The organism is Variovorax sp. 10N420 (assembly GCF_056394705.1).
The window spans coordinates 269,717-292,574 of sequence record NZ_JBFTIJ010000008.1 but is presented as its reverse complement, the minus strand read 5'-3'; the positions used below and the strand labels follow the sequence as shown (position 1 = coordinate 292,574).

At 65.0% G+C, this 22,858-nt stretch carries 15 protein-coding genes; 8 read left to right on the top strand and 7 right to left on the bottom strand.

Annotated features, from left to right (window positions below):
• Positions 1-20 precede the first annotated feature (20 nt).
• Positions 21-5,975: an alpha-2-macroglobulin family protein gene (locus AC1DEK_RS21725; protein ID WP_478127375.1), complete on the bottom strand. Its 5,955-nt coding sequence runs from the start codon at positions 5,973-5,975 to the stop codon at positions 21-23.
• 96 nt (positions 5,976-6,071) lie between these two features.
• On the opposite strand from AC1DEK_RS21725, the gene AC1DEK_RS21720 reads away from it, so the two are divergent.
• Entirely contained in the window at positions 6,072-7,313 is a 1,242-nt protein-coding gene (locus AC1DEK_RS21720; RefSeq protein ID WP_478127346.1) for a glycosyltransferase family 4 protein, read from the top strand.
• Between the two features lie 28 nt (positions 7,314-7,341).
• Positions 7,342-8,484: an OpgC domain-containing protein gene (gene opgC / locus AC1DEK_RS21715; protein WP_478127345.1), complete on the top strand. Its 1,143-nt coding sequence runs from the start codon at positions 7,342-7,344 to the stop codon at positions 8,482-8,484.
• On the opposite strand, the gene AC1DEK_RS21710 is transcribed toward opgC, so the two are convergent.
• The 5 genes from AC1DEK_RS21710 to argH all read right to left on the bottom strand — a co-directional run bounded on the left by AC1DEK_RS21710 (position 8,461) and on the right by argH (position 13,943).
• Complete coding sequence (locus AC1DEK_RS21710; RefSeq protein ID WP_478127344.1) at positions 8,461-9,180, bottom strand: SGNH/GDSL hydrolase family protein; 720 nt, start codon at positions 9,178-9,180, stop codon at positions 8,461-8,463. The genes opgC and AC1DEK_RS21710 overlap by 24 nt on opposite strands.
• A gap of 10 nt (positions 9,181-9,190) precedes the next feature.
• Entirely contained in the window at positions 9,191-10,564 is a 1,374-nt protein-coding gene (locus AC1DEK_RS21705) for a UDP-glucose dehydrogenase family protein (RefSeq protein WP_478127343.1), read from the bottom strand.
• A 4-nt stretch (positions 10,565-10,568) separates the two neighbouring features.
• Entirely contained in the window at positions 10,569-11,540 is a 972-nt protein-coding gene (locus AC1DEK_RS21700; RefSeq protein ID WP_478127342.1) for a UDP-glucuronic acid decarboxylase family protein, read from the bottom strand.
• Between the two features lie 22 nt (positions 11,541-11,562).
• Entirely contained in the window at positions 11,563-12,405 is an 843-nt protein-coding gene (locus AC1DEK_RS21695) for a glycosyltransferase family 2 protein (protein ID WP_478127341.1), read from the bottom strand.
• A gap of 140 nt (positions 12,406-12,545) precedes the next feature.
• Complete coding sequence (gene argH / locus AC1DEK_RS21690) at positions 12,546-13,943, bottom strand: argininosuccinate lyase (RefSeq protein WP_478127340.1); 1,398 nt, start codon at positions 13,941-13,943, stop codon at positions 12,546-12,548.
• Positions 13,944-13,965: 22 nt separating this feature from the next.
• Here argH and AC1DEK_RS21685 point away from each other — a divergent pair, with 22 nt between their 5' ends.
• The 3 genes from AC1DEK_RS21685 to AC1DEK_RS21675 are packed head-to-tail and all read left to right on the top strand — an operon-like array spanning position 13,966 to position 17,059.
• Complete coding sequence (locus AC1DEK_RS21685) at positions 13,966-15,063, top strand: sensor histidine kinase (protein WP_478127339.1); 1,098 nt, start codon at positions 13,966-13,968, stop codon at positions 15,061-15,063.
• The gene (locus AC1DEK_RS21680; protein WP_478127338.1) at positions 15,060-15,809 is read left to right on the top strand and encodes a LytR/AlgR family response regulator transcription factor; all 750 of its coding nucleotides are present in this window, start codon (positions 15,060-15,062) and stop codon (positions 15,807-15,809) included. Before AC1DEK_RS21685 ends, AC1DEK_RS21680 begins: the two co-directional genes overlap by 4 nt.
• Positions 15,806-17,059, top strand: a complete 1,254-nt coding sequence (locus AC1DEK_RS21675) for an AI-2E family transporter (protein ID WP_478127337.1) — start codon at positions 15,806-15,808, stop codon at positions 17,057-17,059. Before AC1DEK_RS21680 ends, AC1DEK_RS21675 begins: the two co-directional genes overlap by 4 nt.
• 17 nt (positions 17,060-17,076) lie before the next feature.
• Here the strand turns inward: AC1DEK_RS21675 and ppc are convergent, their stop codons facing one another.
• The gene (gene ppc, locus AC1DEK_RS21670; protein ID WP_478127336.1) at positions 17,077-20,010 is read right to left on the bottom strand and encodes a phosphoenolpyruvate carboxylase; all 2,934 of its coding nucleotides are present in this window, start codon (positions 20,008-20,010) and stop codon (positions 17,077-17,079) included.
• 52 nt (positions 20,011-20,062) lie between these two features.
• On the opposite strand from ppc, the gene hemC reads away from it, so the two are divergent.
• From hemC to AC1DEK_RS21655, 3 genes are read left to right on the top strand one after another with little or no spacing between them, the layout of a single operon-like run.
• Complete coding sequence (gene hemC / locus AC1DEK_RS21665) at positions 20,063-21,010, top strand: hydroxymethylbilane synthase (RefSeq protein WP_478127335.1); 948 nt, start codon at positions 20,063-20,065, stop codon at positions 21,008-21,010.
• A 4-nt stretch (positions 21,011-21,014) separates the two neighbouring features.
• Entirely contained in the window at positions 21,015-21,782 is a 768-nt protein-coding gene (locus AC1DEK_RS21660) for a uroporphyrinogen-III synthase (RefSeq protein ID WP_478127334.1), read from the top strand.
• Positions 21,779-22,855, top strand: coding sequence for a uroporphyrinogen-III C-methyltransferase (locus AC1DEK_RS21655; protein WP_478127333.1), 1,077 nt, complete (start codon positions 21,779-21,781; stop codon positions 22,853-22,855). The genes AC1DEK_RS21660 and AC1DEK_RS21655 overlap by 4 nt, the downstream gene beginning before the upstream one ends.
• The last annotated feature ends 3 nt before the right edge of the window (positions 22,856-22,858 follow it).

Here is a 22,858-nt window from a genome sequence, read left to right as displayed (position 1 = left end):
CAGAAGCTCAAGCCCGACCGCTACTTCGGCGCCTCCACCTTGATTCGGGCATTGGGGGCCTCGCCAAACATTTCCGGTGCATACAGCGCTTCGACGCGGCTGGGCGGCAGCGAAAAATCGCCCACGTTGTTGAGCCGGAAGGTGTATTCCATCTTCACGACCCCCTTCGGAAGGTACTCGTAGTAACTGCGGAAGGACTCGAAGCTGCGTTCCTCGAAGGCAGGCCAGCCGCTGCCGGAGCGCTTCTCGCCCTGGGTCGCTATCTGCGAATCGCGCCCCAGCCCGCTGCCGAGAATCGTCGCCCCGCCCGGAATCGGATCGGTGATTGCCACCCAGGTCATGTCCGCGCTCGCATTCACTTCGAGGCTGACGCGCAGCACGTCGCCGCGCGTATAGATGCCGGGCACCGCCTGCTCGACGGGGGTGATGGTCTTCTTGATCGCATAGCCCGCAGCGAAGGGCGCCTTGAGTTCGACAGCGGCGATCGACTGCGCCGTCAACCACGGTTTGCCGGCGCCGTTTTGCGTCACGAGCAGTGCGTCGTGGGCGGACTGCGGTGCCGGCGATGTCGACGAAGTCGGCCACGGCAGGAACATGCTGTTGTTGCGCAAATTCCCCGGCGACGCCGGAGCGCCGAACGCGGTCGTCTGGTTCGGCGCGCCGCCGGCATCGCCGGGTTTGACGCGTTCGACCTTGTTCCAATCGACCTCTGCCTTGGCGGCACCCAGACTCGCGGCCGTGACGCCGGTGACGGGTGCGCTTTCGAACTGCTTCGAGAATTTCTCCAGCGCCAGACCACCCCACAGGTTGGCCGTGGTGGTGTGCCATGCGCCGTTCTGTTGCCGGCCGATGAAGCCGTTGGCGAGCTTCGCAATATCGTCCTTCCAGGCGGGATCGTCCATCACCGTCAGCAGGAGGCGCGCGGTGTTGACGTCGCCGTTGGTCATCAGCCACCACCAGTTGTCGTCCTGTTCAGTGCTGAAGATCAGCCTCGTGCCCTGATAGCTCAGGCGTGCCTTGAGCACGTTGTTGGCTTCGTCCATCCGCTGCTGGCGCTGGGGCACGTCCGGCACGCGCTTGAGGATGCTGAGCCAGTCGATCACTGCGCTGGTCGGCCATTGGTTGGGCGCGATCGTGATGCTGCCGGCCATGCGGCCTTGCGCCTTTCCGTAGCGCGACAGCGCTTCGAGCGCGGCGATCTTGCGCACGTCCAGGTCTTTGCGCGGGCTCCAGAACTCGCGCTGGATGCGGCCCTCGACGAACGCGATCAGGCCCTGTTCCATCGGTGCGCGCGCGGCGTCGGGCAGCGCAAAGGCCGGATCGAGCGCGGCCGCTTCGTGCGTTGCGCCCAGCAGGTAAGCGGTCAGGATGTCGCTGCCGCGATTGGCTTCCCCGTCACGCGGGGGAAAGTAGTTGGCGAGCCCATCGCTGTCGAGGTAGCTCGGCAGCTGCCCGACGACGGCCTGCCATGCCTTGCCGTCGCGCAGGCCAATGGATTTGCTGGTCTTTTGCTCCAGACAGGCGTACGGATAGGCCGCAAACCAGTCCCGCACGCCGGTCAGTCCTTCGGCCAGGCGAGGCTGAAGCGAGAGCCGCACGCCGCCGCGACCGGGCAGGGCGTCGGCCGGCGGCGCCACCTCGAGGCTGAAGGGCGCCTCGATCTGCACGAGCGTGGCTTGCTGAACCGTCAGCGGTACCGCAGGCACGATGCGTTGGCGCACTGTCAGCGCATCGCGAGCATCGCCTAGCGTGTCGCGAGCCTCGATCTCCCACAGGATCGCTTCGGCGCGCGTTTGCGCGAGTTGCGCCGGGGCCGTCACCGTCCAGCCGATTTCGCGGGCCTCGCCGGCGGGGATGTCCACCGTCTGCGGCGGCAGCGTCAGCAGGGTGGCGCGCGGCGTCGCCTCGACCTTCATGTCCTTGTGGGTTGTGTTGCGCAGCGTGATCTGTGCGCGGAACTGGTCGTCCTCGCGCACCAGCGGCGGCAAGCCGCTGATGATCTGCAGGTCTTGCGCCGACTGGATCGATGTCTGCCCGGTGCCGAACAAGCCCGTGCCGGCATCAGCGACCGCAACGATCCTGAAGGTGGTGAGCGCATCGTTCAGCGGCACCGTGACGGTAGCCTGTCCATTGGGATCGAGCACGATCGCAGGCTTCCACAGCAGCAGCGTGTCGAGCAGTTCGCGCGTCGGGCTCTTGCCGCCGCCTCCGCCGGCCGGCACCGCCTTGCGCCCGTAATGCCGCCTGCCGACGATCTCCATCTGCGCCGTGGAAGTGCTGACGCCCCAACTGCGCCGCTGCAGCATGGCTTCGAGCAGGTTCCAACTGTCGTTGGGCATCAGTTCGAGGAGCGACTGGTCGACTGCGGCCAGTGCCACTTCGGCACCGGCAGCCGGCTTTCCATCGGGCAGCTTGCCGGTGATCGTGATCTGCGCTTGGCCGCGCACGGGATAGCTGAGCTTGTCGCTCGCCACCTTCACGTCGATCTGGTTGGCCTGGGTGCCGACGCGGATTTCCGCGAGCCCCAGTCTGAACGCGGGTTTGCTGAGGTCCACCAATGCGGTCGGTGCGACGTATTCCTTGCCTTCGTACCAGAAGGCCGTCCACCATTCGCGCGGCGCCTTGAAGCCCCAGGTGAAGAAGCTGTACCACGGCACCTCGCGCAGGCGACCGCGCAGCGCGAGCACGCTGACGTAGACATTCGGCCCCCAATCGGGCTTGATCTGCAGGCTGACCGTCGGGTCCTGTCCGTTGAGCTGCACCACGTGCGTCTCGATGACGCCTTCGCGCTCGACGGACACCAGCGCCGTCGAAAAGCGGAACGGGCTTCGCACCTGGAAACGGGCGACCTCGCCGGGCTGGTAGCTCTTCTTTTCCGGAAGAACGTCGATGCGATCGTTGTCCTCCCCGCCGAACCAGAGCTCGCCCTGTCGCGTGACATAGACCGAACTCGCAGCGCGGCTGTCGCGGCCTTCCTTGTCGGTGGCGCTGGCGACGAGTTCGATCTCGCCTGCTTCCTTGAGGTCGACCTCGCACAACAACAGCCCGCGCGCGTCGCTCTTGCCGCTGCAGACCGTTCCGATGTCCCTGACATCCGTCTTGTTGTCGTAGGTGTAGAAGCCGCCGACCATCCGCTTGCGGCTGGTGGTAGTGATGCGCGCGACCGCACGCACGTTGAGCGTCACGCCTTCCTGCGGCTTGCCGGCCAGATCGAGCGCGAGCGCCTGAAAGCGCATCTTCTGCTTCGTCGAAACCCATCCTTCGGTCTTGATGCCGGCGATCACGCCCGCGGGCCAGAGCGTCTGCGTGCTGCGCAAGGTCTGGACTTCGCCATTGGGATCGGCATAGGTGGCCTCGAGAAGGAGTTCGCGCGGCGTGGCCTTGTCGACGGGGATCTTGTCGATGACGACCTTGCCGGCGCCATTGCGGTCGAGCGTGAGCGGCAGCTTGTCCGCGACGATGCGCGCGTCGTCGGGGGTCGATTCCTCCTCGCCCGTGTCGCTGGCCGCCGTGCGCTCCCTTCGAGGCGGCGAGAAGCTGAACGACTCGAAGTCCGGGAACGAAAGGCTCTTGCCACGCACCATCGCGGACACGCGCACCGGCAGGCTGGCCGCGCCGCCGCCCGCCACGTAGTTGATCTGCACGTCGACTGGCACGGACGTGGCCGCCACCAGCGGATTCTTGTCGGCGGGTGCGATCCGGCCTTCGAGCACCGGAAGGCGGAACTCTTCGACTCTGAACTGTCCTGTGGCGTAGGTGCGGCGGCCGTCTCCGGCGCCAGCGCGCAATTCGACTTGGTAGATGCCGAGCTTGGCGGCCGGTGGAATGTCGAAGGTGTTTTCCGCGCTGCGCCCACCGGTTGGGGTGTTGCGCCATTTGACGGGCTGGGTGAACTGCTGTCCGCTGCCGACATGCGTCACGACCAGTGTGTCGGGGAGGTCAGGAGGCAGTCCGAAGCCGCTGCGCATCTGCGTGCGCAGGATGTGCTTCATCGACACCGTTTCGCCGGCGCGCAGCAGCGTGCGGTCGAACACCGTGTGGGCGATGCGGTCGGGCTCGGCGTCCAGGCTCGTCGGGACATTGAAGCGCCAGGGCTCGATGCCGCGCTGCCAGTCGCTCCATGTGAAGGCGAGGTCCTCGACGCCTTCGGCATCCTTGGCGCGGGCACTGACGAAGTAGGCGTCGGCGCTGTAGTCCTCGTCGGTGGAGCAGCCTGGGGCATTGGAAGAAATGCCTGCCAACTGCGCGATGCCCCTTGAGTCGGTCGTGCCCGAGGCCACTTCCTTGCCGTCGCAGCTCGACACGCGGACGCTGGCGTTCGGCACCACCTTGCCCTTGTCCAGCGTGGTCACCCAGGCCAGCGAATTCTCGCGGCCGAGCTTGAAGTGCACGGCGAGGTTGGTCGCCAGCGCGGTCGTCCGCACGTACATCGTGCGGCCGCTGCCGTAGCGCTCGTCGAGCAGTGCGTCGCCCAGCTTCTGCGATGCGATCTCCAGCACGTGAAAGCCTGGTGTCAGCGGAATGCCAACCACCTCGAAAGGCCGGGGGTCGGTGCCTTCGGTCTTCGGCATGTCCAGCGATTTGACGCCGCTCTGGCCCGCCAGCAGTGAAATCATGCGCGTCTGGATGTCGTCGCGATCGTCCTTGTCGATCACCTTCGGCAGCGCGCCCTTGACGTCCCGGGCTGCGAGCTTGCGGGACACCGTGTAGTTGTCATAGCGGCGAACCTTGCGGAACCACGCGATGATTTCCGCGTCGGTCTTCGGGTTCATGTCGCTGACCTTGCCAAGCGTGAGCGCCCGCACCTGCAGCGCAGGCTCGACCCGGCGCACCGTCACTGGCATCAGCGCGACGCCATCGGGCTCCGCCAGGCGCTCGACAACGCCGAACGGAGAGGCCGCGAACTTAGCCAGCGGTGGCATCGCGCCGGTCGCGACCTTCATCGGAAAGCTGCCCTGCGAAGCCAAAGGGCGACCGGAGGCATCCTGGAAGTTCTTCGGCAGCTCGATCGTGTACGGCGTCTGTTCCGCGAAAGGCGCCGGGAAGCTCACGGATTCGACCACCGCGTCCTCGTCGTTCGTGGCGTTGTCGTCGAACTTCGGCGGCAGGCTCTTGCCGTTGCCTTTGAGCACGATCTGTGCGGCCAGCTTGCGGGTCACCGATGCATTGAACCGCAGCTCCATCGGCCGCAGCGGCAGGCAAGCGGACTGCGCGTTCTCGCGCTCGCAGCTGAACGAAATGGCGAAGGGTTCGCGCACTTCGAAGTTCAGCCGCCGTTCGACCGTGTTCACGACCCCCGAAGGTGTGGCCACGCCCTTGCCGTAGACCAGCTGCACGCGGCCGCCGGCGGGCAGCGTTCGATTGCACTGCAGGGTCACGAAGCGCAGGGGCGCCTTTTCTGCCTCCTTGTCGCGCCCGAAAGACTTGAGCAGGGCCTCGCGTTGTGCCCCGTCGACGAGCTTGACCGGAATGCGTTCGCCGATGCCGTCGGCGGCGCACCACACGTTGGCCTGCACGCTCTCGCCCGTGGCGGGGCCGTTGAGTTCGAGCATGAACAACTGCTGCTCGTCGATCTTTCCGTTGCTGGGTTGCCAGTAGCGAATGAAGGGGCCGCCGCTGTTGAACTGGTAGCGCTCGGGGCCGGTCAGTTCCGCGCCCGCAGGCGACTTGAATCCAGCCACGCGCGTCGCCGTGCAGCGCACGCCCGGTGGCAGATCGTTCTCGAAATCGAAAACCCATTGCTTCTCGCCGGTCCAGCGCCCGTTGCCCTTGGCGGCTTGCGCGTCCGAGCAGCTCACGGCGAGCGGCGCCGGTGCCTTGGGGTCGCCGAACTTGACGGCAGCCTGGTCGAACTTGGCGACCACCTGGCGAATGCGTGCGACTTCGCCTTGTGGCGTGAGGCTGGCGATCTGAAAGGCGTGTGCGCCGAGCGCGGACAGAGCCAGCGCCATGGCGCTCACACAGCGCAATGTCATTGTTGTTTTCAACAGACTTCTCCTTCGGCCCGAAGGGTAGCGCATCGACCACGCGCGGCTCTGGCACGCGATGTGCCTCCACTATGATCGATCGATATGAAATTGCTGTTCAGCCATCCCGCCGGCAACCAGAACGTCCGAGCCATGCTCGATGGCCTGGAGGGGGCGGACATGCTGGCTCGTTTTGCAACGACTTTCGCGGTCGGCCCCGACAGTGTCGCCGTCAAGCTCGTGCCTGAGCGATTGGGCCGGCAGCTTCTTCGGCGGCGCTTCGACCTTCCCAGCCGCAAGATCATCCAGCATCCTTGGCGCGAGTTCGCGCGGATGATCTGCAACCGATACGGCTGGGACTATTGGCGACGACATGAAGCGGGATTCGCGTCGATTGATGCCGTGCTGCACGATTTCGATCGCTTCGTCGCGCGAGCGCTGCCGGGCGTGCATCGGCAGCAGCAACTCGGCGCCGTCTACAGCTACGAAGACTCGGCGCTCGACAGTTTCAGGGCAGCGAAGGCGCTCGGCATTCACCGTGTCTATGACCTTCCGATCGCCTACTGGGAGGTGGGCCGCAAGTTGATGCAGGAAGAGGCGCAGCGCCTGCCCGAATGGATCGAAACCCTGGGCGGAGGCATGTCCGATTCGGAGGCCAAGCTGGAGCGCAAGGTCCAGGAACTCGAACTCGCCGACCTGGTGGTCGTTCCGAGCACCTTCGTCGCTGACTCGCTGCCGGCCTGGGCTGCCGGCAAGGCACGCGTGCTGTCGCCTTTCGGCTCGCCGGTGTCCGCAAACCTTGGGGCCTTGCAAGCCGTGGATCCGTCGCGCCCGTTGCGGGTGCTGTTCGCGGGCTCGATGGGACAGCGCAAAGGCCTGGCCGACTTGTTGCAGGCCATGCACCTGCTCGAGGGCGAGAACATCGAACTCGTCGTCATGGGCACACTGCTTGGCAGCCACGAGTTCTATCGCCGGCAATATGCGGGCTTCACCTACGAAAAGGGCCGGCCGCACGCCGAAGTGCTGGCCTTGATGCGAAGCTGCGACGTCTTCTGCCTGCCTTCGCTCTTCGAGGGGCGCGCGCTCGTGATGCAGGAGGCCATGAGCCAGGGCTTGCCGCTGGTCATCACGCCCAACACCGGCGGGGAAGACCTGATCATCGAGGGCAAGACCGGTTTCCTGGTGCCGATTCGCTCGCCCGAAAAAATCGCGGAAAAACTCGCCTGGTTCAGCCAGAACAGGCAGGAACTCCCCGCGATGAAACAACAGGCGATCCAGCACGCCGCCACCTATACGTGGCGCAACTACAGTGCCACCGTGATCGACGCGATCCGCAAACTGGCCTGACCTTTCTTCAGACGAACCCGAGCATCCGGTGAAACGCTACTGGGAGATCGATGCGCTGCGCGGGCTCATGCTTGTGCTGATGACAGTGACCCACTTGCCGACGCGCCTCACCGATCCGCTGGGGCAGCCCTTCGGATTCGTCTCGGCGGCGGAGGGCTTCGTGTTGCTGTCGGCCTTCGTGTCGGGAGGGGTCTACAGCCGCGTCAGCTACAACCAGGGCGTGAGCTCGATGCGCCGGGCTTTCTGGCGGCGCGCGCTCAAGGTGTACCTGAGCCAGGCCGCGACGCTGTTGTTCCTGTTCACCATCATCTCGGCAGTGGGGCTGCGCATCGACCAGCCGGCAGTCAAGAACCTGTTGTCCTTCTATCTCGCCAATCCGCGCGAGGGCTTCATCTATTCGCTGCTGCTGATCTATGAACCGGCACTGCTCGACATCTTGCCGATGTACATCTTCTTCATGCTGATGAGCCCCTGGGTCTTGGCTTTCGCACTGCGGCGTGGCTGGATCGGCGTGATGGCGGCGAGCGCAACCGTTTGGGCGCTGGCGCAGTTCGGCTTGAGCGAGTGGCTCTACGAAGCGGCGGCACGGCACCTGGGCCTGTCGGTGCCGTTCCATGAGACGGGGGCTTTCAATGCGTTTGCATGGCAGTTCCTTTGGTTCGCCGGCTTGTGGATGGGCGCGAGCCGCAATGCGCCCGACGCGCAGCCTTTTCGCTTTCCAAGGTGGTTGATCACGCTCGCTGGCGCGACGGCGATCTACGGCGTTTACTGGCGGCACCACGGCATCAACGGGCAAGCGCCTTTCGGGGGCGATACGGAGCTCAACCTGCTGTTCGACAAATGGCTGCTCGGTCCGCTCCGGATCGTGAATCTCGTCGTGCTCGGCATCCTCGCCATCCAGTTCGGTCCGGCCTTCATGCGGCGCATACCGCGCCTGCATTGGCTGGAAGCGATGGGGCGCGCTTCATTGCCGGTGTTCTGCGCGCAATTGGTGGCGGTCCTGCTGGTGCTCGCGATCTACGGCGACAGCCAGACCGTGCGGCCTTGGTGGGGCGACGCCCTGCTGCTGGGCGCGGTGTTTTGCGGGCTCTACGCGGTGGCGCGGATCAGCCTCTGGGGAGACGAGCGAAAGAAAATGCCCGCCCGTCTAGCGCAGCCCCTGAGCGACTGACGGATCGGGGCGCTGGGTCGGATCGGGCAGGTGCGACGCGATCAACGACTGCCACAAGCGATAGCCTTCGTCGTTCATGTGCAACTGGTCGGCGCGGAACAACTCGGGGCGGGGCCGTCCGTCCGCGCCCAGCATCGGCGTGTATACGTCGATGTAGTCGCTGTTGGGAAGCCTGCGAAGATAGGCCGCGATCGCGTCGTTGGTTTCCCGGATCTGCGGCATCAGCTTTTCCCGGGAGGGGCTGGGCTTGACCGAGATGAAGGCGATGCGAGTGTCCGGCAGATCGGAGCGCACCACGTTCGCGAAGCGCGCAAAGCTTTCAAGCACTTGCATCGGCGAGCGGCCCTCGGCCAGGTCGTTGTCGCCGGCGTAGACCAGGACGATTCTGGGCCTGTAGCGCACGACGAGTTCCCGGGCGAACAAGCTGGAATCTTCCATGGTCGAGCCGCCGAACCCGCGATTGATCACCACCGGCTGGTCCCGAAAGTCGCGCGCGATGTCCTGCCACATGCGAATGGTCGAACTGCCGACGAAGAGCACGCCGTCCTTGGCGGGGGGATGCTCGCGGTCGGCTTGCGCAAAGGCATTGAGCTCGCCTTGCCAGCGGGCCTGAGCGGAGACGTTTTGCGCCTGCGACGCAAACCCGCTCAGCAGTGCCAGCGAGAGAACGGCCAGCCGGGCAGATTTCAACGCCATCGACACGGACTCAGAAGCTGTTGCGCCCGATGCCGTGATAGACGATGCCGGCTTGCTTCATCGTGCTCGGCTCGTACAGGTTGCGGCCGTCGAAGATGACCGGCGACTTCATCAGCGACTTGAGCCGCTCGAGGTTGGGGCTGCGATAGGCCTTCCACTCGGTGATGATGATCAGTGCGTCCGCGCCGTCCAGCGCGCTCATCGGATCCTTGGGCGAGCAGTAGCTGATCTGCTCGACCAGCGAAGGCGCGTCCGCAAAGTCGAGTTGCAGCACGCGCCGGGTTTCCTCGACCGCGATCGGGTCATGCGCCACCACCTTGGCACCGGCACGCAGCAGCACGTCGATCACGACGCGGCTCGGTGCTTCGCGCATGTCGTCCGTATTCGGCTTGAAAGCCAGCCCCCACAGCGCAAAGGTCCGTCCACTGAGGTCGTTGCCGAATCGCGCGAGCACCTTGTTGGTCAGCGCGCGCTTCTGCTCGTTGTTGACGGCTTCCACGGCTTCGAGCACGCGCAGCGTCTGCCCGTTGCCCCGCGCGGTGCGCGTCAGCGCCTGGATGTCCTTGGGGAAGCAGCTTCCGCCGTAGCCAGTGCCGGCATACAGAAAGCTGTAGCCGATGCGCGGATCGGACCCGATGCCCTGGCGCACGGCTTCGATGTCGGCGCCCACGCGATCAGCCAGATTGGCCAGCTCGTTCATGAAGCTGATGCGTGTGGCGAGCATCGCGTTGGCGGCGTACTTGGTGAACTCCGCCGAGTGCACGTCCATCACCCGCGTGCGCTCGTGGTTCCGATTGAAGGGCGCATACAGCTTGCGCATCCAGCGCAGTGCCTCGCGGCCGTGTTCGTCGTCCGAATAGCCGATGACGATGCGGTCGGGCCGCATGAAATCCTCGACGGCCGCGCCTTCCTTCAGGAATTCGGGGTTGCTGACCACGGAGAAATGCAGGTCGGCGCGTCCGCGCTTGTCGAGCTCTTCCTGGATCACCGCCGTCACGCGATCGGCCGTGCCCACGGGCACCGTCGACTTGTCGACGATGACCTTGAAACTGTTCATGTATTTGCCGATGTTGCGCGCCGCGGCCAGCACATATTGCATGTCGGCGCTGCCGTCTTCGTCGGGCGGGGTTCCGACGGCGATGAACTGGATGTCCCCATGCGCCACGGCGGCTTCGATGTCGGTGGAAAAGGAAATCCGCTTGGCCGCGACGTTCGACTCGACGACTTCGGCCAGGCCAGGTTCGTAGATCGGAATGCCGCCCGAATTGAGCGTGGCGATCTTGCGTTCGTCCAGGTCGAGACAGAAGACGTGATTGCCGATGTCCGCCAGGCACGCGCCCGTGACAAGCCCGACATAGCCGGTGCCAATGATGGTGATATTCATGAGGTCAGGTCGCGGCAGGTTCCGCGAGGATCTTGTCGAAGTAGGCGATTGTCTGCTTGAGACCTTCGGCGAGCTGAGTGCGGGGCGCCCAGCCGTCGAGTTCCTTCTGCGCCACTGAAATGTCCGGCCGACGCTGCTTGGGATCGTCGGCAGGCAGCGGCATGCGCACCAGCTTGCTCTTCGAACCGGTGAGTTCGATGACCTTGCTCGCCAACTCCAGCATCGAGAATTCGCCGGGGTTGCCGATGTTGACCGGCCCGGGAACGTCGTCGCCGGTGTTCATCATGCGCATCATGGCTTCGACGAGATCGTCCACGTAGCAGAAGCTGCGCGTCTGGTGGCCGTCGCCGTAGATGGTGATGTCCTGGCCGCGGAGCGCCTGCACGATGAAGTTCGACACCACGCGGCCGTCGTTCATGTGCATGCGCGGTCCGTAGGTGTTGAAGATGCGCACGACCTTGATGCGCAGCTTGTGCTGGCGGTGATAGTCGAAGAACAGAGTTTCGGCGCAGCGCTTGCCTTCGTCATAGCAGCTTCGGATGCCGATCGGGTTCACACGGCCCCAATACGACTCGACCTGCGGGTGGATCTCCGGGTCGCCATAGACCTCGCTCGTGGAGGCCTGCAGGATCTTGGCGCGCACCCGCTTGGCCAGGCCGAGCATGTTGATCGCACCGTGCACGCTCGTCTTGGTGGTCTGCACCGGATCGTGCTGGTAGTGAACCGGCGAGGCGGGGCAGGCGAGATTGAAGATCTCGTCCACCTCGACATAGAGCGGAAAGGTCACGTCGTGCCGCATCAGTTCGAAGCGCGGGTGGTCGAGCAGGTGCTCGACATTGCGCTTCGTGCCGGTGAAGAAGTTGTCGACGCACAGCACGTCGTGCCCCTGTTCGAGGAGGCGGTCGCACAGATGGCTGCCGAGGAAACCGGCGCCGCCGGTGACGAGCATTCGCTTGGAGGCGTTGTATTGACGCATGCGCGTGATCACTCCGTAAAGATCAGTTCAGGGTTTGCTGGGTGCGTTTCTCGTACATCTTCGCGTCTATGAGCATGCGAAACCACAGCGCCTGGAAGAAGGCGAAGTAGAAGCCCCTCGTGCCATCCAGGAAGCCGAGCCGAAAAACATAACGGTAGACGAAATAGCTGAGTGAACGAAGTCCCGTGGGGAGCTTGTAATAGATTTCCTTGATGAAGCGCGTCCGTTCGCGCGCATCGCCTGTCAGCCGAGCTTGCAAGACTTTGTCGGATGGGGCGCGGGGGCCGAGCTTTTCCTTGGCTTCGGCATCGCTCCAGCGGTTGTGGCTGGCGATCCAGTCCGTCAGCCTCGCCGAGTTCTTGTCGTGCATGTAGCCGCTCAGCCGGCCCGGCTTCGCGGGGCTGATGAAGTGCTGGTCGTAGAGCCGGGATTCGCAGTGTCCGACGCCAGAGCGAAAGAGCCGCAGGTGCCAGGGGTTAACGCCGCTGAAACGCAGCATCTTGCCCATGAAGTAGTCGCGCCGTCTGATGAGGTACGCATCGAATTCAGGCGTGCCGGCCAGGACGGCGTTGATCTCCGCCACCGCCCGCTCGTCCAGCACTTCGTCCGCGTCCAGATGGAGTTGCCAGCCATACGACGGCTCGATCTGTGAAATGGCCCAGTTTCGCTGGTCGCTGTAGTTCGAAAACGGGCGCTGCACCACGGTGCAGCCGAGTTCGGCCAGGATCGCGGGCGTGCCATCCGTCGAATGCGAGTCGACGGCAAACACGTGAGGGCTCACCTTCTTCGCCTGGGACACGGTTTCCCGCACGATCGAGGCGGAGTTGAAAGTCAGGATGACGACGACGCAGCTGGGTGTTTCCATGAGTTAGACGCTAGATGTCGACCTTCGGGCGGCAGGTCTTGCTGAAGTGCAAGCGCGAAGCGTGCCAAACTTTAGCACTACAAACTTACAATTGGGAACACTCCCGACGGCCGACGCGGCCTCGCCCAAGGGCGTATTGCTCAGGAGAGGCGTGCGCGGTGCCGTGCGATCTGTTGGCGCACCTGGGCTGGCGCAGTCCCGCCGAGAACATTGCGCGCGGTCAGTGAGCCGCGCAAGCTCAGCACGCTGTAGACGTCCTTGTCGATGGTCGGATTGAAGCCCTGCAGCACGGCAAGCGGCAGCTCCGACAGGTCCACCTTGTGCGATATCGCTGCCTTGACGGCGTGCGCCACCGTCTCGTGAGCGTCGCGGAAGGGCAGGCCCTTCTTCACCAGGTAGTCGGCGAGGTCGGTTGCGGTTGCATAGCCGCGCAGGGCGGCGATTTCCATGGCTTCGGGCTTGACGGTGATTCCGCCCACCATCTCGGAAAAGATGCGAAGCGTGTCCTTGAGCGTGTCGACCGTGTCGAAGAGCGGCTCCTTGTCTTCCTGGTTGTCCTTGTTGTAGGCCAGCGGCTGCCCCTTCATGAGGGTGATGAGCGCCATCAAATGCCCGACCACGCGGCCCGTCTTGCCGCGCGCGAGTTCAGGGACGTCCGGATTTTTCTTCTGCGGCATGATCGAGCTGCCCGTGCAGAAGCGGTCGGCAATGTCGATGAAGCCGAAGGACTGGCTCATCCAAAGCACGAGCTCTTCGCTCAGCCGGCTGATGTGCACCATGGCGAGCGAAGCCGCGGCGGTGAATTCGATGGCGAAATCCCGGTCGCTCACGGCGTCGAGGCTGTTCTGGCAGACGCCGTCCATGCCCAGCGCCTTGGCAACGGCCTCGCGATCGAGCGGGTAGCTTGTCCCCGCCAAAGCGGCGGCGCCGAGCGGCAGCCGGTTGACCCGCTTGCGCACGTCGGCCATGCGCTCGGCATCGCGCGAGAACATCTCCACGTACGCCAGCATGTGATGCCCGAAGCTCACCGGCTGCGCAACCTGCAGGTGGGTGAAGCCCGGCATGATCACGTCGACGTTCTTGTCGGCGAGCTCGAGCAGCGACCTCTGAAGATCGACCAGCAACCCGCCGATGAGGTCGATCTCGCCGCGCAGCCAGAGCCGGACATCGGTCGCGACCTGGTCGTTGCGGCTTCGGCCAGTATGGAGCCGCTTGCCGGCGTCGCCGACCAATTGCGTCAGGCGCGCCTCGATGTTCAGGTGTACGTCTTCGAGATCGAGTTTCCAGTCGAAGCTGCCGGACTCGATTTCCTCTGAAATCTGCTTCATCCCGCGTTCGATTGCGGCGTGGTCCTGCGCGCCGATGATGCCCTGTGCTGCCAACATCGCCGCATGCGCCAGCGAACCCTCGATGTCTGCCTGCCACAGCCGCTTGTCGAAGAAGACGCTGGCGGTATAGCGTTTGACCAGGTCGCTCATCGGTTCGGAGAACAGGGCGGACCAGGCTTCGGATTTCTTGTCGAATTGGTTTTGGGTCATGGGAAACAGTCGGGAGGCAATAATGGGTTGGTCACCCAGTGTTTCATTGATGCGAAACCCGTCGATTTTATCGGCCACCCCTTCTTCGCCCACGCCTTCGCAAGCCGGTGTGCGAGCGCCGCTGCGCGACGGGTCGGTGGTTTTCGATGCGTGCCAGATCGGCGTGGTGCTGCGTGCGGTGCTGTTCGTCGAGACAGTCGTCGCGATTGTCGCGCTGTTTCTCGCGTCGACGATCGCCGAGTGGCTGCTGCTTGCAGCCACCGTGACAGGCGGCGCGCTGCCCGCGACCTTGCTCTGGCTGCTGGCTGCCTGTGCGCTCAAGAAGCTGCTGGGGCGATTGCCCCAGCGGGGGCAGTACGCAGCCGGTGCCATCCTCGGCGCTGCGTCAGGGCTCTACGGATGCGCCCTGCTTCGCCTGACCGGCGCGGTCGGCGTCGCCCCATGGATCGGCAGTGCCCTGGCGGGCGCGCTGTTCGCAAGCTTGATGATGGCGGCATTGATACTCCGGGCGCGCGGGCAGACGCCTGCCGCCACCACCGCGCGGCTCGAAGAGCTTCAGTCACGCATCCGGCCGCACTTTCTCTTCAACACCCTCAACAGCGCCATCGCGCTCGTGCGCGAAGAGCCCGCGAAAGCCGAGGCAATGCTTGAAGACCTGAGCGAGCTGTTCCGGCAGGCGCTCGCCGATCCCGGGGACTCGGTCACCCTTGCTGATGAAATCGCGCTGGCGCAGCGCTACCTTGCCATCGAGCAGGTGCGCTTCGGCGACCGCATGCGGGTGCGTTGGGACATCGATCCCGATGCCAATTCGGCTCGTCTGCCGCCACTGCTGTTGCAGCCCCTGGTGGAAAACGCGGTCAAGCATGGCGTGGAGCCGAGCCCTGAAGCTGCCAAGCTTCGCATCCGCACTGAACGCCGGGGCAGCCTGGTGCTGATCGAAGTCATCAACAGCCTTCCTCCACTGCGATGGGCGGACCAGCCCCTTCCGCGCGGCCACGGGATCGCGCTCGCCAACGTGCGCGACCGGCTGCGGCTTCTGCACGACATGCAGGCGCAATTCAGTGCCGGCATGGACCAGAAGCACTACCGTGTCCGCATTGCCATTCCCGCTGCATCATGAGCACTCTACGCACATTGATCGTCGATGACGAAGCCCTGGCGCGCTCGCGCATGCGCGCGCTGCTGGCCGAATGCCGGTCGCCCGCGGCCGAAGTGGTGGCCGAGGCCGCGAACGGTGATGTCGCGCTGAAATGCCTCTCTGCAACGCACTTCGACCTGGTGCTGCTGGATGTCCATATGCCCGGCATCGACGGCCTTGAACTTGCACGCAGTCTGCGCAGCCAGCAAGGTGCGCCGGCGGTGGTGTTCGTCACGGCCTATGCCGCTCATGCCGTGACAGCTTTCGACCTGGAGGCCCTCGACTACCTCACGAAGCCGGTAAGGGGCGAACGCCTTCAGCAAGCGCTGCAGAAGGTCGAGCGCCATCTCCGCGATCGCCGCGCCACCCCCCAGGCCGAGCCGCAGGACGTGCTGCTCATCCAGGACCGCGGGCGTACCGAAAGAGTGCCGCTGTCCGAAGTGCTGTATCTCAAGTCCGAGTTCAAGTACCTGACCGTTCGCACGGCATCTCGCAGCCATATCTTCGATGGCTCGCTTGCCGAGCTCGAAGAGCGCTACCCGGCGCGTTTTGTGCGCGTGCACCGCAATGCGCTGGTGGCACGCGGGGCGATCCGTGCGCTCGAAAAATACGATGATGGCGAGGATGCGGAAGGCTGGGCGTTGCGGCTGGACGGTATTCCCGAGCCGGTTGTGGTCTCGCGGCGTCAGCTGCCGACGGTTCGAGAAGTGTTGAAGGAGCCGCGATGAGCGCCGTGACCGAGTCCGACTTGAAGATCGAGAAAAAACTCGAAGTCGTCGAGGTCGAAGGCGAAGCCGAACTGGCGTCTGCAGAAAAGGCGAGCGAAAGAACCGGAGAGGAGGTTCCGTCCGCCGAAGAGCCGCCGACCGAACGCGTGCTGCTGCACATGCCGGTCGATGTGCGCAGCGCCTCATTGGTGCTGCTTGCCGTCCTCGCCAGTGTCTTCGCGCTGCATTGGGCAGCAGCGGTGTTCATTCCATTGATGGTCAGCCTGATGCTGACCTATGCCCTGTCGCCTCTGGTCGACCTGCTCGAACGCTGCAGGATCTCGCGCTGGATTGGCGCGGCCGTGATCCTGCTCGGCGTCGGCGGAGCTTTCGGCTGGACCGGCTATTCGCTTTACGGCAATGCCTCGGCGCTGCTCGATGCCTTGCCGGTTGCGGCGCAGAAGCTGAGGCTCGCGATGCGCACCAGCCCCCGCAACACGGACACGAGTGCCCTTGACACCGTGCAGAAGGCAGCCGCGCAGCTCGAGCAGGCGGCGGAAGAGAACTCGGCCAAGGTTGCGGCCCGCAAAGGCGTGGCTCGCGTGGTGATCGAGAAGCCGTCGTTCAATGTGAGTGACTATCTGTGGAGCGGCACGGTCGGCCTGATCGCCGCCGCCGGCCAGCTCACGCTCGTCGCCTTCCTGACGTTTTTCGCGCTGGGGTCGGGGGACACGTTTCGCCGCAAGCTCGTGAAGATCACAGGGCCCAGCTTGGAGAAGAAAAAGATCACGGTGCACGTGCTGAACGACATCACCAAGAACATCGAGCGCTACCTGATGGTGCAGATCCTGACCAGCGCGCTGGTCGGCGTTGCCACCGGCATCTCCTTCTGGGGCATCGGACTCGAGAACGCGGCGGTCTGGGGCATTGTTGCGGCGGTGACCAACCTCATTCCGTACATTGGCTCGGTCATCGTCATGGCCGCCGCCGGGCTGGTGTCATTCCTTCAATTCAACAGCATCCAGATGGGGCTGCTGGTGGGGGGCGTTTCGCTGTTGATCCACACGCTGGTGGGCAACCTGCTCGTTCCGTTTCTCACGAGCCGCTCGAGCCGCATGAATCCCGTCGCCGTGTTCGTCGGGGTGATTTTCTGGGGCTGGCTCTGGGGCATTTGGGGGCTTCTGCTCGGCATTCCGATCATGATGGTCGCCAAGGCCATCTGCGACCACATCGAGGATCTGCAGCCGATCGGAGAGCTGCTGGGCGAGTAGCTCCCCGATCGGCCTTTCTAGCCGGTGTTTCGAAGCCCTGCGGCCACGCCGTTGATCGACATGTGGATGCCACTGCGAAGGCGTTCATCGACCTGGCCGGCGCGATAGCGTCGCATCAATTCGACCTGCAGGTGATGAAGCGGATCGATGTACGGAAAGCGATGGCGGATCGACCGCTGCATCTCGGCATTCCCCTCCAGCCGCTGGCGCGCGCCGGTGATCAGAACGAGGGCGTCCGACGTGCGGTGCCATTCGGCCTCGATCATCGAAAAGACCTTCTGCCGAAGCTTGCGCTCGGCCACGAGTTCCGAATAGCGCGACGCCAGGGCCAGATCGCTCTTGGCGAGCACCATGTCCATGTTGGACAGCAGGGTGCGAAAGAACGGCCATTGCGCATACATGCGTTGCAGCAGCGCCTGGCGCTCCTTGCGCGCGGCCGGATTGCCAGCCGCCAGGAACTGCTCGATGGCGGAACCGAAGCCGTACCAGCCCGGCAGCGTGAGCCGGCATTGCCCCCAGCTGAAACTCCACGGCACGGCGCGAAGGTCTTCGATGCTGCGGCTTGGATTGCGCGAAGCGGGGCGCGAGCCGATGTTGAGTTCGGCGATTTCGCGGATCGGCGTGGCGCTGAAGAAGTAGTCGCCGAAACCGGGCGTCTCGTAGACCAGCGCGCGGTAGGCGGCCATGCTGGCGGCCGAGAGTTCTGCCGCCGCGGCCATGAAGGTGCTTGGCGCCGCCTTGGCCGTCGGCAACAGCGTGGCTTCGAGCGTGGCCGCGACCAGGGTCTCGAGGTTGCGCCGGCCGATCTCGTGGTTGGCGTACTTGGACCCGATCACTTCGCCTTGCTCGGTCAGCCGGATCTGCCCGCGCACGGTGCCGGGCGGCTGCGCAAGGATTGCCTGGTAGCTGGGGCCGCCGCCACGGCCCACAGTGCCGCCACGGCCATGGAACATGCGCAGGCGGATCGGCACGCGGCTCTCCGCATTCAATTCGTCGAACAATGCCACGAGGGCCAGCCCGGCGCGATAGAGCTCCCAATTGCTGGTGAAGATCCCGCCGTCCTTGTTGCTGTCGCTGTAGCCGAGCATCACGTCCTGCTCGGCGCCCGAGCGCTGGATCAGGGCATGGATGCCGGGCAGGGCATAGAAGGCGCGCACGATCGGCGCGGCGTTTCGCAAGTCTTCGATCGTCTCGAAGAGCGGCACCACGATCAGGTCGCAGGTGGCGTTGCCGCGCGCAGCGCCGGGCCGCCCCAAGCCAGCGCGCTCCCCCTCGGGGGGCAGCAAGGACACGTCAGTGCCGTGCGTGGGGGCACCACCACCCAAGGTGCCGCGCAGCAAGCCAACCTCTTTTTGAAGAAGCAGCGCTTCGAGCAGGTCGCTCACGGTTTCGGTGTGGCTGATGATGTAGTGACGGATGGCCGCCGCGCCGAACCTCGCGCGCGCGGCGCGGGCCGCCGCAAAGATGGCGAGTTCGCTCTTCGCGAGCGGCGAGTAGTCGGCATCGGGAACGCGCAAGGGGCGCGCATCGTCCAGCAGACGCAGCAGCAGCGTCTGCTTGGCTTCTTCGGGCAGCGCGGCGTATTCGGGCTCGATGCGCGCATTGGCGAGGAGCTCGGCCACCACTGCCTCGTGCTTGTCCGAGCTTTGCCGGAGGTCCACCGTGGCGAGATGGAATCCGAACACCTCCACTGCGCGGATGAGCGGATGCAGACGTGAAGAGGCCAGCACGGCGCCGTGCTGATCCACCAGGGACTCTTCGATGGTGTGCAGATCGGCGAGGAACTCCTCGGCCTTGAGGTACGGATTCTGCGGCGGCACGGCGTGGCGAGCGGCTTGCCCGCCGGTCAGATCACGCAGCGTGGCTGCCAGCCGCGCATAGATGCCGGTCAGCGCGAGGCGGTAGGGTTCGTCGACGCGATGCTCGTTCTTGTCGGGCGAGCGCTCGGCCATGGCCTGCATCTCCACCGACACGTCCACCAGCGTGGCCGACAACGAAAGCTCGCCGCCGAGGAAGTGCACTTCGGTCAGGTAATGGCGCAATGCCAGCTCGGCTTGGCGACGCAGGGCGTATTCCAGAGTCTCGGCGGTCACATTGGGGTTGCCGTCGCGGTCGCCTCCGATCCACTGGCCCATGCGAAGAAAAGGCGCCACGGGAGGCGCGCTGCCGGATCCGTTGCCCAGCGCTTTCTCAAGCTCGGCATACACGCGCGGAATCTCGCGCAGAAAGGTCGCTTCGTAATAGCTGAGTGCGTTCTCGACCTCATCGGCCACCGTCAGCTTGGAAAAGCGCAATAGGCGCGTCTGCCACAACTGGGTGACGCGGGTGCGCATCTGCTTCTCGTTCTCGGCGTATTCGATGGGCGTGAGGGCATCTTTCTTGCCGGCGAACGCGAGCTGGCGCAGCGCGATGTCGTCGCGCGCCGCGAGCAGTTGTGCGATGGCGCGCTCGGCGTCGAGGATGCTCTTGCGTTGCACCTCCGTCGGATGTGCCGTGAGCACCGGAGACACATAGCTGTGCGCGAGCGATTCGACCACGGCTTCGGGCTTGATGCCGGCTTTGCGGATGCGTGCGAGGGCGACCGCCAGGCTGCCTTCGGCGCTTTCTCCGGCCCGTTCGGCCTCGGTGCTGCGGCGGATCTGGTGCCGGTCTTCGGCGAGGTTGGCCAGATGGCTGAAGTAAGTGAACGCGCGAATGACCCTGACCGTCGCCTCGGCGCTCAGACCCTTGAGCAGATTCTTGAGCGCTCGGTCCGCGGCATGGTCCGCGTCGCGCCGAAAGGCAACGGACAGCTTGCGGATCTTCTCGACGAGTGCATAGCTCTCCTCGCCTTCCTGCTCGCGGATCACGTCGCCCAGGATGCGTCCGAGCAATCGGATGTCGGCAATCAGCGGCAGGTCTTCGTCACTGGGCCTGCGCTTGGCGGCAGCAGGGGCGGGGGTCGTCTTCATGCGAATCTTCTCCTCGTCAGGTCGGCCTGCGGCAACGTTGCTGCGGCGCAACATGCTAGCATCCCTGCAGGTACTCTCTCTCACTGGAACGGTCTTGAGCAACATCGTGATCGCCACGCGCGAAAGCCGCCTGGCAATGTGGCAAGCCGAGCATGTCAAGGCGCTGCTGCAAGAACAGGGCCACACCGTCAGTCTGCTCGGCATGACGACGCGTGGCGACCAGATCCTGGATCGCTCGCTCAGCAAGGTTGGCGGCAAGGGCCTGTTCGTCAAGGAACTCGAACTCGCGCTCGAAGAAGGGCGCGCCGACATCGCCGTGCACTCATTGAAGGATGTGCCGATGGATCTTCCCGAAGGCTTCGCGCTCGCCTGCGTGCTGGAGCGCGAAGACCCGCGCGATGCCCTGGTCTCGCCGCGCTATGCCTCTCTCGACGAACTGCCTGCGAACGCTGTTGTCGGTACTTCGAGCTTACGGCGCGTGGTGCTGCTGCGTGCACTGCGCCCTGACCTCCGCATCGAGCCTTTGCGCGGCAACCTCGACACGCGCTTGCGCAAGCTCGATGAAGGGCAGTACGACGCCATCGTGCTCGCAGCCGCCGGGCTCAAGCGGCTCGATCTTGAATACCGCATCCGCGAAACATTCGAGCCCGACACCATACTTCCCGCTGCGGGACAGGGCGCACTGGGCATCGAAATCCGGGCAGATCGCGCGGACCTCATCAACCTGCTCGCGCCGTTGTCGAGCCGCACCGACGGAATTGCCACGGCCGCCGAACGCGCAGTGAGCCGCGCCATGGGCGGTAGTTGTTCAATGCCGCTCGCGGCGCACGCCCGATGGCAGTCGAACGGCGCATTGCGCATCGATGCCGCCTGGGGCGACCCTGAGGGCGTGACGCCGCTGGTGCGCGTGCATGCCGTGGCCGAGGCGGCTGATCTTGCCCAGGCTGGCGCGCTTGGTGACTCCGCCGCCAGGATGCTGCGCGCCGCTGGCGCCCGTTGAGACCATGCCGCGGCGAGTGATCGTCACGCGTCCTGCCGCAGAGGCGGTGAAATGGGTGCATGCGTTGGGTTCGGAGGGATGGGATGCGCTTGCGTTGCCGTTGATCACCATCGCCCCGCTCCACGACCGGACGTTGCTTGACGCTGCACGCCAGCGTGTCGGCGAATACGACGCCTTGATGTTCGTGAGCGCGGCAGCCGCCGGCCATTTCCTTCGCGAGTCGGAGGTCGATGCGGCCGTTCGCTGCCGCTTCTGGGCGACCGGGCCCGGCACGACCCGTGCACTGTGCGAAGCGGGCGTGCCTGGGTCGTCCATTGATGCTCCGGCCTCCGATGCCGCGCAATTCGATTCTGAGGCGCTCTGGCAGCTCGTGCGGGGCCAGGTGCAGCCGGGCACCCGCGTGCTGATCGTTCGCGGCGGCGACGCGTCCGGGCAAGCGACCGGTCGCGACTGGCTCGCTCGCGAAATCACGGAGGCAGGCGGCATCTGCGAAGGCGTGGCCGCTTACCGGCGCGTGAGCCCCAGCTTCAGCGACGATGAGCGGCGGCTCGCGGCCGAAGCTGCAACGGGTTCCGCAATCTGGCTGTTCAGCAGCTCGGAAGCGATCACCAATCTGCAGCGGATGACCCCCGGTATCGCCTGGCACGACGCAAGCGCAATTGCCACGCACGAACGCGTGGCGGACGCCGCGCGTGCAGCGGGTTTTGGGCGCGTGATCGTCTCCAGCCCGTCCCTGGCGGCACTGATCGCATCGATAGAATCCTGCGCATGAGCGACGCTTCCGTCCTGATCGAGCCCATGCCGGATTCCACTGTCCGCCCCCCTGTGCAAGCCGCTTCCCTGTCCGGCGCATCAGCCGCTGCCTTGCTGTGGAGATTGCTGATCGGATTGCTTGCGGTCGTGGCGCTGGTTGCGCTCATCATTTCGCTGGCGCTGTGGCAAAGAGTCAGCGGCATGCAGGAGCAGCTGGCGCGCCAAAGCGCCGATGCCCTGGCACAGTCCCTCGAGGCGCGCACATTGGCCCGCCAGGCCCAGGAGATCGTTCGCGATACGGCCGGCCGACTCGCACTCGTGGAGACGCGCGTCGGCGAAGTCGCGCTTCAGCGTTCCCAACTCGAAGAGCTCATGCAAAGCCTCTCGCGCTCGCGCGACGAGAACCTGGTGGTCGATATCGAAGCGGCCATTCGGTCGGCATTGCAGCAAGCGCAGGTCACTGGCAACGTGCAGCCGTTGCTGGCGGCCCTCAAGGCCGGCGATCTGCGGATCGACCGCGCCGGGCAACCGCGCCTCGCGCCGCTGCAGCGTGCGATGCAGCACGATGCCGACAGGCTCCGCGCCAGTGCCAACGCCGATGCCGGCGACGCGCTCCGGAGACTCGACGACTTGATCCGCAGCGTCGACGACCTGCCAGTTGCCAATGCTGTCTCCGCGGGCGGCAGAGGCGTGAATTCGCTTCAGTCCGAACCCTTGCCGCCCGGCGCGCCATGGTGGAGGCGTTTCCTCCTGCTGGTCCAGAACGAAGCGCGTTCGCTGCTGCGTGTCGGCCGTGTGGACCGACCGGAAGCGGTGCTGCTCACGCCTGACCAGACCTTCTTCCTTCGGGAGAACCTGAAGCTCAAGCTGCTCAACGCGCGGCTTTCCGTGCTGTCGCGCCAGGTGGAAACGGCCCGCGGAGAGCTGGCGTCCGTCTCGACGTCGATCAATCGCTATTTCGATCCGGCATCGCGCCGCGTGCAGGCTGCGGCGACGATGCTTCAGGAGATTCAGGGGCAACTGAAGACCAGCGAGCCACCGCGGGTCGATGAAACCTTGGCCGCGCTTGCCACCGCGGCCGCCGGTCGCTAGGCC